The sequence below is a fragment of the Butyrivibrio sp. WCE2006 genome, assembly GCF_000701985.1.
In the GTDB taxonomy this organism is placed as follows: domain Bacteria; phylum Bacillota; class Clostridia; order Lachnospirales; family Lachnospiraceae; genus Butyrivibrio.
Window position 1 is genome coordinate 1 of sequence record NZ_JNKH01000030.1, and the last position, 13,058, is coordinate 13,058.

Annotated in this window: 10 protein-coding genes and 1 riboswitch; of the genes, 2 read left to right on the top strand and 8 right to left on the bottom strand. The window is 41.5% G+C overall.

What is annotated here, in order from left to right; genetic code table 11:
• Nucleotides 1–339: 339 nt before the first annotated feature.
• Nucleotides 340–1,878, top strand: a complete 1,539-nt coding sequence (gene clpX, locus T501_RS14540; RefSeq protein WP_026509104.1) for an ATP-dependent Clp protease ATP-binding subunit ClpX — start codon at nt 340–342, stop codon at nt 1,876–1,878.
• 149 nt (nt 1,879–2,027) lie between these two features.
• Here clpX and arcC read toward each other — a convergent pair whose 3' ends face one another.
• The 7 genes from arcC to T501_RS14575 form a co-directional block, all read right to left on the bottom strand.
• Complete coding sequence (gene arcC, locus T501_RS14545; protein WP_026509105.1) at nt 2,028–2,963, bottom strand: carbamate kinase; 936 nt, start codon at nt 2,961–2,963, stop codon at nt 2,028–2,030.
• A gap of 136 nt (nt 2,964–3,099) precedes the next feature.
• Nucleotides 3,100–3,765 carry a DUF6553 family protein gene (locus T501_RS20370; protein WP_050008332.1) on the bottom strand — a complete coding sequence of 222 codons (666 nt, stop codon included), beginning with the start codon at nt 3,763–3,765 and terminating at the stop codon, nt 3,100–3,102.
• A gap of 34 nt (nt 3,766–3,799) precedes the next feature.
• A complete protein-coding gene (locus T501_RS14555) occupies nt 3,800–5,716 on the bottom strand; it encodes a glycoside hydrolase family 2 protein (protein ID WP_044915608.1) in 1,917 nt (638 codons plus the stop codon).
• A 32-nt stretch (nt 5,717–5,748) separates the two neighbouring features.
• The gene (locus T501_RS20375; RefSeq protein ID WP_050008333.1) at nt 5,749–6,477 is read right to left on the bottom strand and encodes a DUF975 family protein; all 729 of its coding nucleotides are present in this window, start codon (nt 6,475–6,477) and stop codon (nt 5,749–5,751) included.
• A 116-nt stretch (nt 6,478–6,593) separates the two neighbouring features.
• Nucleotides 6,594–7,142, bottom strand: a complete 549-nt coding sequence (locus T501_RS14565) for a hypothetical protein (RefSeq protein WP_026509108.1) — start codon at nt 7,140–7,142, stop codon at nt 6,594–6,596.
• Nucleotides 7,143–7,154: 12 nt separating this feature from the next.
• The gene (locus tag T501_RS14570) at nt 7,155–7,559 is read right to left on the bottom strand and encodes a hypothetical protein (protein ID WP_044915609.1); all 405 of its coding nucleotides are present in this window, start codon (nt 7,557–7,559) and stop codon (nt 7,155–7,157) included.
• A 202-nt stretch (nt 7,560–7,761) separates the two neighbouring features.
• Nucleotides 7,762–9,129, bottom strand: a complete 1,368-nt coding sequence (locus T501_RS14575; protein WP_026509110.1) for an MATE family efflux transporter — start codon at nt 9,127–9,129, stop codon at nt 7,762–7,764.
• 331 nt (nt 9,130–9,460) lie between these two features.
• Here T501_RS14575 and T501_RS14580 point away from each other — a divergent pair, with 331 nt between their 5' ends.
• Nucleotides 9,461–11,845: a Tex family protein gene (locus T501_RS14580; RefSeq protein ID WP_044915611.1), complete on the top strand. Its 2,385-nt coding sequence runs from the start codon at nt 9,461–9,463 to the stop codon at nt 11,843–11,845.
• Nucleotides 11,846–11,904: 59 nt separating this feature from the next.
• Here the strand turns inward: T501_RS14580 and T501_RS14585 are convergent, their stop codons facing one another.
• Nucleotides 11,905–12,447 (bottom strand): PepSY domain-containing protein, encoded by a 543-nt coding sequence (locus tag T501_RS14585; RefSeq protein ID WP_044915613.1) that lies wholly within the window; start codon nt 12,445–12,447, stop codon nt 11,905–11,907.
• A gap of 434 nt (nt 12,448–12,881) precedes the next feature.
• Nucleotides 12,882–12,975: riboswitch (SAM riboswitch) on the top strand.
• Nucleotides 12,976–13,058 lie beyond the last annotated feature (83 nt).

Genomic DNA, 13,058 nt, shown 5'->3' on the forward strand with positions numbered 1-13,058 from the left:
AATATAGGATTTGCCCCTTTGCCGAAGGCAACTGGAATGGGCAAATCCAGTTGCTGTGAGCACAGTAAGGTGTGAACAGTAATACTGCAGGAGAATTAGCAAGCAAAATCCTTTCCAGTTAGCTTGATGAAAAACTTTACCGCGCATATAATTAAAATGTGTGTCAAATAACTACAGACAATATGGAGCTGAATACCGTTAGTGCAAGTACTTTGGGCGCTTATGGTATCCGTATCCGAACGGACTAAGTCGGATATAAGCTGGCATTTATATAGGAGAAATAATATGAGCGATAAATTCGATAATAACGGAAATGACGGGTTTGACTTCAGAGAAGTTATGGACTCTTCAGTTAATAATGATGAGGCTAAATCTGAGCATGAAAATGAGAAAAAGGATAAAGACTCAGTGACCTCAGTTAGCGGTAGTGTGGAAGATACTACAGGTAAAAAGGAAGGTTCTCAAAATAAAGAGAGCGAATACGAGGATGTCTGCTTCATGTGCAGACGACCTGAGAGTAAAGCCGGAAAGATGTTTCATTTACCCAATGGTATCTGTGTATGTGATGACTGTATGCATAAAACCATGGATACTGTAAGCCAGTTTGATTATCAGAACCTGTTAAATAACCCTAATCTCATGAATGAGTTAAATAAACACAGTGGGATGCCGGGGCTGAATTTTATGGATTTTGGTGACTTCATGAACACGGGTGGAATACCAAACTCCCAGAAGATTAAGAAGAAAAAAGAGGAAGACATTAAGGTAAAGCCTGTGTTTGATATTGAGCACATGCCTGCACCTCACAAGATCAAGGCTAAGCTTGACGATTTTATTATAGGTCAGGAAAAGGCTAAGAAGATTATTTCCGTTGCTGTTTATAATCACTATAAGCGTGTTAAGACAGGAACAATGGATGACATAGAGATCGAGAAATCAAACATACTGATGATCGGACCTACCGGAAGTGGTAAGACATATCTGGTTAAGACTCTTGCCAAGTTATTGGATGTGCCGCTTGCCATAGCTGATGCTACGTCTCTTACAGAGGCAGGATATATCGGTGACGATATTGAAAGTGTTGTAAGTAAGCTTCTTGCAGCTGCCGGGAATGATATTGACAGAGCTCAGCAAGGTATCATCTTTATCGACGAAATTGATAAGATTGCAAAGAAAAAGAATACAACATCCAGAGATGTTAGCGGAGAATCTGTTCAGCAGGGAATGCTTAAACTCTTAGAGGGAGCAGACGTTGAAGTTCCTGTTGGAGCAAGCAGCAAGAATGCTATGGTTCCCATGGCTACTGTTAACACCAGAAATATTCTGTTTATCTGTGGCGGTGCTTTCCCTGATCTTGAAGAGATCATCAAGCAGAGACTGAACAGGCAGACTTCAATAGGTTTTGATGCAGACTTAAAGGACAAGTGGGATAAGGATCCTGATCTTATTACAAAAGTTACTGTGGATGATCTTAAGAAATTTGGAATGATTCCAGAATTTTTAGGTCGTCTTCCTATCATATGCACTCTTAAGGGATTGTCCAAGGATATGCTGGTCAAGATTCTTGAGGAGCCGAAAAACGCGATTCTTAAGCAGTACCAAAAGCTCCTGGCGTTCGATGAGGTTAATCTTGAATTCGACAGAGATGCCCTTGAAGCTATTGCTGAGAAGGCCATGGAAAAAGAGACAGGAGCCAGAGCTCTGCGCGCAATAATAGAGGAATTCATGCTTGATATCATGTATGAGATTCCAAAGGATGACAACATAGGAAGCGTAACTATTACCGGAGATTACATCAGAGGAAAAGGCGGTCCCAGAATAGAGCTTAGGACTACCGAGGTTCCAAAGGCCATTCCGGTAAAAAATTCAGATGACTAAAGTGGATAGCATACAAAAAGTAACAAAGATATTTTTGCATATGCTGCCGGGGAAAAAGCAAACAATATAAAAAAGTAAATGAAAGCCTTCACCGTTGAAAAATGGCGAAGGCTTTTTATAAACTCATTAACTAAACGGATGGAGCGTAATTAAGCTGTGATAAATGTACCGGCTTTTCCTTTAAGTGCAGCGGATACTTCTGAAAGAGATGTTATAAGTACGCTACCTGAAGGATTCTTTTTAAGGAATTCGATGGCTGCCTCGATCTTGGGAAGCATATTTGTTGCACCAAACTGACCATCACGTATGTACTCTGTAGCTGTAGCGACATTCATGCGGTCAATCGGAGCCTGAGAGTCTTTTCCGAAGTCTGTGTATACGTTAGGCACAGATGTAAGGATGATAAGTCTGTCGGCACCTAAATCTGCAGCAAGCTTTCCTGCAATAGCGTCTTTTTCAATAACTGCTGAAGCTCCTTTAAGGACATGGCCCTGTTCAATAACAGGAATTCCGCCGCCGCCACATGCAATTACTATCTGACCGGCATCTGCAAGAGTACGGATGGCATCTATTTCAACTATATCTATTGGCTTGGGAGCAGCAACGATACGAAGATATCCTTTTCCGGGAACTTCCTGAACAAAGTTGCCCTTCTTTATCTCGTTATCGGCATCCTCTTTTGACATGTATCTTCCGATAACTTTTGTGGGTGAATAGAAAGCCTCATCGTAAGGATCAACCGTAACCTGAGTAAGAATAGTACTTACAGGAGTTGAGATTCCACGGCTTGTAAGCTCGCTCTTAAGGGAATTCTGAAGGTCGTATCCGACATAGCCCTGGCTCATGGCGCTGCAGACACTCATTGGTGCAGGAGTATAGTCTATATAAATTCTTCTGAGCTCTGTCATCGCCTTGTGAATCATACTTACCTGCGGGCCGTTGCTGTGTGTGATGCTCAACTGGTAACCTGCCTCTACAAGATCTGCAAGAGCTTTAGCAGTGACTTTGACAGCTTCCATCTGTTCTGTGGTTGTATATCCAAGTGCCTCATGTCCAAGAGACACTACTGCCTTCCTGTTTTCCATAACAAATTCCTCCGTTATTTGACCTAAGGGGTACCACTTGCGGTGGGATCCTTAGGGCAGTCCATTATTTTCATATTTGGTTTGACACTATCTTTTGATGTTTAATTATAGCACGATATATACATGAAAAGAATAATTATCGTTTTCCCAAAATGTATTCTCTAAACAGTGATTCGCCATTTTCGAGAAGCATTTTGTAAGTATCAACAAACACTTCGTAAATAGGCAAAGAGCGCTTATCAAGGTCATAGGTTTGCGGAACTTCATTAAGCGCAGTATCTATGTCTGCCGCAATTTTCATGGCAACGTTCTTATCCGGCATGGGAATCATGCCAAGAAAAGCTGAACTATAGGCTTTGCTGGAAGTGCAGGAGCTGATATAACAGGCTGCACAATCGGCCCATTCTTCTTTTATCATTGCTTTCTTCTCATCTGAAGTGCTGGGGTCTGAGTATTCATCCAGCTTAAAGTCATTTAGAAAGCCTTCTGTTTCCTTCTTGCGCTTTTTTGCAAAGAAGCCAAGCCCTGAAGATCTGTTACTTGTTAACAGCATCATAAAGGCACGCATATAGCGGTCTATGTATTGGGATCCTCTTTTCTCGTAGCGACCTTCGAGCAGTTCTGAATAGTAAGATATCTGCTGCTTTGTCAGAGGTTCTTCAGGAGCGTAATCTATATTTTTGTCAGGATTCTCATTAAGCAGTCCCTGTAAAAATGATTTTCTCTGATCGATGTCAGTAATCTCATGAAAATTGTGGACTTGCTTAATTGGAGAATTGTATAAGCTGTTGTTATTTATCATTATTAATCCTTAATGAATGTGGCTCATAAATGGCCTACATCTCCAGCTTGTTATGCCTTCGATCGTAGGTCAGTATACCGTTTACTTCTTCCTCAACGTCAGAAAGCTGGGTATAAACAGCACCGGCGAGACCTTTTTTCTTAAGATTTTCAATGGTTTCGTTCATGAGGCTGTTGAAAGCTTTCTTAAAGTCTGATACTGTATCGAATCTTTTATAGCCATATATTCTGTCAACACTGCTATGACCGCTGATATAACAGGTATATCCGCCATATTCTGATATAACGAAAGCTCTGCGCTTTTTATCAGCGATTACGTCAAGCGGTCTGAAATAATTATGGACACTTCTAAAGTCACCGCCATTTTCATCAAACCATCCGCTTGCCTGGTCTATCAGTCTGTTGTCGGCAAATTGCCTTGCTTGAATTGTAGCTGCAGAAGCATTGAATTGTCCCCAGCCTTCATTGAAAAGAACCCACACGGAAATACTGGGTACATTGATGAGGTGCTGGATTGTCTCCTCCATCTCCCTGGTCCATTCTTTACGGCCGTCGGCAGATTCTCTTGAAAAGATATGATAATTAATTGGACCATCAGGCATATGTCCAAACACACCGGGAAATAGTGTGGGGAGATAGCTTACTACCGGCTTTGCGTAGGATGAACCTCCGCTGACCATATCCTGCCATACTATCATTCCAAGTCTGTCGCAGTGATAATACCATCTGGCTGCCTCGACTTTTATATGCTTTCTCAGCATATTGAAGCCAAGCCTTTTCATCTCCTGAATGTCAAAAATCAGAGCTTCATCACTCGGCGCAGTGTACAGACCGTCTGGCCAGTAGCCCTGGTCGAGAACTCCGTTCAGGAAATAAGGCTTACCGTTTAAGAAAAATAACGGGTGACCTTCTGCATCAAGTTGCCTTGTGAATGAGCGCATACCAAAGTAGGTCCATGCTTCATCGGAACCTGCTTTAATACATACCTGATAAAGATAAGGATCTTCAGGCGTCCACAGATGAGCCTTCGGTATGGCTATCTTGCAGGAGTAAACGTGAGTTGATATGTGTTTGCCTTCGATATCCGGCGAGAAGGTGCTGAGTTCATCAGATGAATGACTGAAGGAATCGTGAAAATCTTCAGATTCGAAGCGGTCACGTTCCTTGTCGCTTCTGTGGGTAGTATCACCCTCATTTTCAGCTATAAGTATCTCTTTATTTGCATCAAATATCTTGATGCTGATCGGAGAAATATCGTTGGTGTGAATCGTAACATATATAACGTCCAGATCTCTGTCCGGTATTATTCTGTAAGCGGTTATATGGGTCTTGGGAACGATCTCCATCCAGACTGTCTGCCAGATTCCGCTCTGGGCAGTATAATACATACCACCGCGCTTCAAGGTCTGTTTTCCTCTGCTGTGATAGGATGAGTCGGAATCATCCTGAACACAAACCGTAAGAACGCCTGAAAGTTTAGGGAATGAGCCTTTCAGGGCGTCAGTAATATCGATTGTAAAAGGAAGATAGCCTCCTGTATGAGCACCGACAGGCGTGCCGTTTATGAAAACGATGGCGCGCTGATCACAGGCTCCAAAATGCAGAAGTATCCTGGAATCAGGAGTCGGAAGTTCGATTTCACCCAGATCTTTTTTGTACCAGAGATATTCATCGGGCTTTAACTGGCGTTCAACACCTGAAAGAAGGGCTTCCGGGGAGAATGGAACCAGTATCTGACCATCCATTTTTTTAGGGTGAACATTGCTTTTTGTAAAAGCGTATTCCCACGATCCGTTGAGGTTTATATAGCTATTGCGCACAAACTGCGGACGGGGATATTCCTTAAGTACGTTGTCTTTATCAAGTGAATCTCCCCAGACAGTGGTAAGTTTGTGGAGAACATCATCTTCGTGTGTTTTATCGATAGCTTTGATTGCGTCAATTAAGTCCATTTTCTAGTCCTTCCATTAAGTAAGAAGCTTTGTTAACGCTGCACAAGGTCCTGGTAGAAAGCAGCAGTGGCGGTTGAAAGATAAGATATCACCCACAAAAGTGGCAGGAAGCATGCAAGTGTGCCGATTATAGCCAAAGGAATATAACTAATATACAGAAGCAGAAGTCTGTGCTTGTGGCCTTTCATGAGCTTGGCACTTGTCTTTAAGATTGAAAATGCATCCTTTTCCGGGAAATCCTGCAAAAGGTAATATGACTGTGAAAACATCAGTCTTACATAAATATTAACGATAGAGATCATGAGAGTTATTGCCAGTACTGTGAGCGGAACTTTAGGATCTATGGCTCCGTTTAAAACTCTGTTCTGGGCGCGAATTACAGTGAAGAGCTGCAGCGGGATAATTGTCAGAATATCCATTACTGCCAGCGGAATCTGCAAAATAATGGCTTTATCCGGGTGATTTCTGAATCCCTGAAAAAGATCGGATACGGAAACCGGCTGACCATATACTATGTTCATGAATAGATAGGCAAGTCCTGACTGAAATACACCAAAAAACAGGTTTATTAAAAGTGTGGCTGCAAAATAAATCAGATATGATATCAGATTACTGGGGATAATCGCCCCTACTACGATATTTACGATGATAATCGCTAAGATTCTATACAGAATTACGGCAGCTATGGAAGTTCCATAGTGTCCAAGTAATTGCTCCCTCGCAGTTGCTTTGATCATTGAAGTATTCATGTTTTGTTTCATACATTCCTCTTATAAAATTAAATTTAAACCATTGCAAAATGGCTCCTAAAAATAAGGCGAAGCATAAAGCTTCACCTTATTATAAACGTTTTTGAATATCTAAAATACAGATCTGCTTAAACAGCAGCATCAAAACTTGATCCGATCAGTCCACTGGCAGCGTCGGCTGATTTGCGGTTTTTCATATAAGGATTTTGTTCATTTTTATACATGATCTGAGTGGTGGTAAGGCCACCGGAAACGTAGGTCCTTCCGCATTCAGGACATATGGCTGTCTGTATTTTAACTGATGCCTGTAAAACTTTGCCATCACCTTCTGCAGCCTTTTTGTATGCGTTGGATACGTGTTCCTGCTCATGTCCGCGGACTCTGGAAGGTGCTGCTTCAGGAGAAATATGAGCGGCACTCTTAAATGAGACATTTTCATCTGAACCATCAATATATTTACGGTTCTTGCATGTCTCACACTCAGCCGGGGATGAACGCATTCCGGGCTTTTTCTCAACGGATTCTCCGGGATTTAATGATACTTTTCCGGCATCAGTACCTAAAACTGATCCGGCAGCGGCTTCAGAAACGGTTCCTGAGCCTCCATTATTAAAAGCAGGGCCAAAGAATCCGGATGCATATGAACTATTAAATCCAATTCCATTGATTCCGCTCATAAGCACACCCTCTTAATCCAGATAAGGAAGGTCAAGCTCTATTCCAAAGCTGTCGGCGATCTCCTTAAACATATCATCAAAGCTTTCACCGCTAATAGCCTGTGAATACTGATTGACCATCTTGTGAGCTTCGGGATCGGTAAATACCGTCACGAAGGATGAAACCATCAGTGCATAACCACCAATCAATCCGATAAGACCGAAGATAATTCCTCTTTTAGCCTGCGGATAAAGCTTTCCGGCAGAATCTCTTGAGAGAAACGCCAGGGTTATTGCAATTCCTCCGAGAATAATGGAGAAATAAACGCTTAATAATAATGCAATCGATACCAGACCCAAAATTGATGCGATGGTTGCAAGTGATACCCTGGGATTTAAAGGGTTATGAGTCTGATTATACTCAAAACTTTCATTCATATCCGGTAGTGTAAGTCCCTCCTCTGTAAACGCCGGTTTATATCTGATAAGAACCTTCCGATATTCACCTGAAGATTACGACATCATGTGAGATATTGCTAACCGGCTGCATATGCATGTCAACACATAAAAGATGACAATATTTCAATTTAAGTTTACCGCAAAACGAGGGAAAAGTGTATTAAATTTTGGTGAAATCTGGTCATGCAGTGACAACGTTATCTGTTGATTTTTTACGCCATTTAATATTGTAATATAAAATTTCAATAACGCAGCAGCACATCCAGCCTACAGGATAGCCAAAGCCCACCCATTTGGGATCGTTTACCACGTAGTTTGTGAGCAAAAACAGATATATCTGTCTGATTACAACGAAAGTGGCAATCATTATGTACATCGGGCCCTTGGAATCTCCTCTTCCGCGAAGTGCAGCAGCCAGAGTGTGGTTTACGCAGTTCGCGATCAGGAAAAACACGTTGGTTCTTATGAAAAGAGAACCAAATTCGATTACTGACTCGTCTGATGAAAACAGTCTGATGGCAGGTGCTGCAAAAATATACAGAAGGAGCGCTATTACAAAAGTGATCATGGTTGAGAGCAAAATTGCGTCTCTGGTACCCTTTTCAGCGCGCTTAACTTTTCCTGCACCTATGTTCTGACTTACAAAGGTTGTGGCTGCCATGGCAACGCTGGACATGGGTAGCATTATGAAGGTGTCAAGCTTGTTGTAGCTGCTCCATCCTGCCATACAGCTTGAGCCGAAATGGTTTATATATGATTGGACAAACACATTTGAGAAAGCTGTTATTACTGACTGAATACCTGCAGGAAGTCCTACTACAAAGATCATTTTCAGAATCTTAGGATCAAGTGACAGATCTTTCCAAACAAGCTTATAGATATCGTTGGTACTTGTTAAGAGGAAAAGCGTAAGAATCGCCGAAACCATCTGAGATATTATTGTGGCATATGCAACACCTGCAATTCCTGTGTGAAGACCAATAACAAAAAACAGATCAAGAATTATGTTCATGACACTGGTAAGGATCAGGAACATAAGTGGCCTTGTGGTATCGCCTACAGCTCTAAGTATTCCGCTTCCCATGTTATAGATGAGAAGTCCCGTAAAGCCAAGGAAATAAATTCGAAGGTAAGTAGTGGCATCTGCCATAACATCATCAGGGGTTGCCATAAATCTGAGCATTGGCTTTACGCCAAGGCTTCCAATAATTGTAAAGACCACACAGAATATGAAGGTGGTGGTCATTGTGGTTTCTATGGCTTTATGAAGATTCTTTAAATCCTTTCCTCCGAAATATCTTGATATAAGTACGCCTGCACCGATAGAGAAACCGTTAAAGAAGAACACCAGCATGTTGATGATCATTGTGGTGGAACCGACCGCCGCAAGAGCTTCTTTTCCTACAAAATTGCCTACAACTATGGAGTCAACGGTGTTGTAGAGCATCTGGAATATATTGCCCAGCATCAGAGGCATGGCAAACATAATAATTTGGAATATGATGGAACCTTTTGTCATATCCCTGGTTGTTGTTTTAGTTTGTGACATAAAAATACCCTTCTTTTTTAAAATACTGAATATTAGTTTAGCACAACTAAATATGACAATTAAGAGATGAAATTTGATATTTGAGGAATGATTTTTTACATTATGCAAATTATACAGACATTGAAAAAGATGATAGTGTCATAGTAAAATAAAAATCGCGTATGAAGTCCAAACGTATTTTAAGATAGCGTTTAGAGTATGTCAGATAAAACCATTGTTTTTAGAGCCCGGTACCGTTCAAGAACGAAGTGATTGATTAACGGTACCGGCAACAGACCGGTCTGAGTCATATAAAAAACTATGTTTATAGATGAGGAGAATTACAGTCGTAATGGATATTTTACAGAAAATCACAGAAGAACTCAGTGTACAGAAATGGCAGGTAGAGGCAGCAGTCAAGCTTATTGACGAAGGCAACACTATCCCGTTTATTTCCAGATACCGTAAGGAAGTGACAGGTTCCCTTAACGATGAGCAGCTTAGAACTCTCGGAGAGAGACTTACGTACTTAAGAGGTCTTGAAGAGAAAAAGGAACAGGTTATTTCCAGCATCGAGGAGCAGGGTAAGCTCACTGATGAACTTAAGGCGAAGATTATAGCTGCGGAGACACTGGTAGCTGTTGAGGATCTTTACAGACCATACAGACCAAAGAGAAAAACCAGGGCATCTGTTGCCAAGGAAAAGGGTCTTGATGGACTTGCAGATATTATTAGAGCACAGGAGACAACGAAATCTCTTGTGGAAGAAGCAACTCCCTATGTCAGTGAAGAAAAAGGAGTTAAGAACATTCAGGAAGCAATTCAGGGGGCTATGGACATCATCGCCGAGGAAATCTCTGATAATGCAGACTACCGCACATATATCCGTGAGGAGACTTGGAATCAGGGTTTTGTGACATCTGTTGCCAAGGATGAGAAGGCAGAGAGCGTTTATGAGATGTACTACAATTTCGAGGAGCCTGTTAATAAGATCCTCGGGCACAGAGTTCTTGCTCTTAACCGTGGTGAAGCAGAGAAATTCCTCACAGTAAAGATCACAGCTCCTGAGGAGCAGATACTTCGTTTTCTTGAAAAGAAAACTATTGTAAAGGATAATCCGGAGACAACTCCTGTACTTGTGGCAGTTTGCAAGGATTCCTATGACAGACTTATAGCTCCAGCCATTGAGCGTGATATCAGAAATGAACTCACGGAGAAGGCAGAGGATAGCGCCATCGGCGTATTTGGTAAGAACTTGGAGCAGCTCCTTATGCAGCCTCCTATCGCCGGTAAGACCGTGCTTGGATGGGATCCTGCTTTCAGAACAGGTTGCAAGCTCGCAATTGTTGATGCAACAGGAAAAGTGCTTGATACAAAGGTAATTTATCCCACAGCTCCTCAGAACAAGGTAGAGGAAGCAAAGGAAGAACTCAAAAAGCTTATCAAGAAATATGATGTTGACCTTATTTCAGTAGGTAACGGTACTGCTTCAAGAGAATCAGAACAGGTAATAGTTGAGCTTATTAAGGAGCTTGATAAGCCTGTTCAGTATGTAATTGTTAATGAGGCAGGTGCTTCCGTATATTCTGCAAGTAAGCTTGCAACTGAGGAATTCCCTCAGTTTGATGTAGGTCAGAGAAGTGCTGCATCTATCGCAAGACGTCTTCAGGATCCTCTTGCAGAGCTTGTTAAAATTGATCCTCAGAGTATCGGTGTTGGTCAGTATCAGCATGATATGAACCAGAAGAAGCTTGGCGAAGCCCTCTCAGGTGTAGTTGAGGACTGCGTTAACAAGGTAGGTGTTGATCTTAATACAGCATCGGCACCACTTCTTACTTATATATCAGGTATCAGCAAGGTTATTGCCAAAAATATTGTTGATTATAGAGAAGCTAACGGAAAGTTCCAGAGCAGAGATGAGCTCCTTAAGGTTCCAAAGCTCGGACCCAAGGCTTATGAGCAGTGTGCAGGATTCCTTAGAATCCATGATGGTAAGAATGCTCTTGATGATACAAGTGTACATCCTGAGTCCTATGAAGCAGCAGAGAAGCTTATGGATAAGCTTGGACTTACAATGGAGGATGTAAGGGAAGCACAGAAGAAGAGTGCCAAGGCCAAAGCTGATGCCAGGAAGGCAGAGAATAAGCCTCAACCAAAGCCTAAGAAAAAGGAAAAACAGTTTGTAGTTAAGAATACAAATACAGCTATGGGTGCAGCTCTGGCAGCAGCACTTAACGGAGCTAATCTTGGAGTTGATAGCGGTGTATCACTGTCATCTTCAGATATGGGAATTTCCGGAGCAGATACAGGAAAAGGTGGAAATGCTAAAAATGTAGGTGGCAGCCTCCTTAAGAAAGTAGGAGATAAGAAGAAGCTTGCTGAGGAGCTTGGCGTAGGTGAAATCACACTTACAGATATTCTCTCAGAGCTTGAGAAGCCTTCACGTGATCCCAGAGAGAGCATGCCCGCTCCTATCCTTAGAAGTGATGTAATGGATATGAAGGACTTAAAGCCCGGAATGATCCTTAAGGGAACAGTCAGAAATATCGTAGACTTCGGTGCTTTTGTGGATATAGGTGTCCATCAGGACGGACTTGTTCATATCTCACAGATTACAGACCGCTACATCAAGCATCCTCTTGATGCTGTAAGCGTAGGGGATATCGTAGATGTTCAGGTCATAGAGGTTGATGTTAAAAAGCAGAGAATCGGACTTACCATGAAGATAAAGAAGTAAGAATATAAAACGAGAGCCATGTTGAAATGCATGGCTCTCGTAGTTTTTATAAAAATACATTAGTGATCAATTTCATAATCCAGAATCTGTCCATCGGACACCCTGATATCATATTGGTACTCTTTACCATATATATAGAATTCTACTTCATAGATATTTTCACCATGATCGTAGTCATTTTTAACTTCAGAGCCGGTAGTCTCAGCAGCGGTGAAGCCTGCGTGTTTTAGAGCAATTTCAAGAGCCTGATCCGGAGTTATCTCCTCCGGTGGGGGAGTTTTCATGGAATCCTTCGCCTTGCGCTTCTCCTCGTCATAGTACATGTAGTAGAGTATTTTGCCGGTAGAAGCTTCAATCTCATAATAATACTCATCAGGTTCTGCAATGAAACCTATATCATATTGCGCAATTCCGTTCTCCACTTCTCTTTCGGATTTTATGATGGTGACGTTTTCTTCCTTGCAGCCTGCATTGTGAAGAGCAATCCGCTTGGCGTCATCGAGAGAAATCTCTGAATCCTTCATAGCGCGTGCAGGTGAAAAGAATAAAGTGGCAGCCAGAGCAATGGCAGTAATGGGGATTACAAAAAGGATCTTTTTCATTTGAATATCTCCTCGTAGGAAAAGCAACAAAGCAGTTGAAAACATCAGTAAGAGCAAAAGCTCCTTTAACTTATACATCTATATATCTAATTATATGTTTTCAAGGAGAGGTAAGAATGAAAGGTTTATAAAATATAGATAAATTGTTTTGAAATAGAGAGTTGCGGCATCAGCCTTGATAGAATGAATATTGAATGCAGCTGTGATAGAAAATGCGGCAAATAGTGTGAAACAAACCCATTTTTTTTTCAAACCTTTATTACCCTTTTAATAGTATTATTGTGGAAACTACATCATTAATTATAGTGCCAGGTGGGCATATTAAAACAATATTCAATTATTGCTATTTCGTTTTTTTTATAAAACATCTTGCAAGAATCAAATTAATATAGTAGTGTATCTTTCAGATATGACAATTCCATATTGTTACATTTCTCTTATTCAGAGTGGTGGAGATACATAGGATCTGTGAAGCCACGGCAACCCCGGACATCCGGAAGGTGCCAACCTGAGCGTAGTGAGTAAGTGATCGAATACCGCATTGCTTTTTATTTTGGCGGTAGGATCTGCGAGCAATAAGAGGATTTGATTATCTGATATCAGGTCCGCTT

What these genes read in the sequence shown, in the direction of transcription:
- clpX (WP_026509104.1), top strand. Translation starts at nt 340, where the DNA reads ATGGACTCTTCAGTTAATAATGATGAGGCTAAATCTGAGCATGAAAAT.
- arcC (WP_026509105.1), bottom strand. Translation starts at nt 2,963, where the DNA reads ATGGAAAACAGGAAGGCAGTAGTGTCTCTTGGACATGAGGCACTTGGA.
- T501_RS20370 (WP_050008332.1), bottom strand. Translation starts at nt 3,765, where the DNA reads ATGATAAATAACAACAGCTTATACAATTCTCCAATTAAGCAAGTCCAC.
- T501_RS14555 (WP_044915608.1), bottom strand. Translation starts at nt 5,716, where the DNA reads ATGGACTTAATTGACGCAATCAAAGCTATCGATAAAACACACGAAGAT.
- T501_RS20375 (WP_050008333.1), bottom strand. Translation starts at nt 6,477, where the DNA reads ATGAAACAAAACATGAATACTTCAATGATCAAAGCAACTGCGAGGGAG.
- T501_RS14565 (WP_026509108.1), bottom strand. Translation starts at nt 7,142, where the DNA reads ATGAGCGGAATCAATGGAATTGGATTTAATAGTTCATATGCATCCGGA.
- T501_RS14570 (WP_044915609.1), bottom strand. Translation starts at nt 7,559, where the DNA reads ATGAATGAAAGTTTTGAGTATAATCAGACTCATAACCCTTTAAATCCC.
- T501_RS14575 (WP_026509110.1), bottom strand. Translation starts at nt 9,129, where the DNA reads ATGTCACAAACTAAAACAACAACCAGGGATATGACAAAAGGTTCCATC.
- T501_RS14580 (WP_044915611.1), top strand. Translation starts at nt 9,461, where the DNA reads ATGGATATTTTACAGAAAATCACAGAAGAACTCAGTGTACAGAAATGG.
- T501_RS14585 (WP_044915613.1), bottom strand. Translation starts at nt 12,447, where the DNA reads ATGAAAAAGATCCTTTTTGTAATCCCCATTACTGCCATTGCTCTGGCT.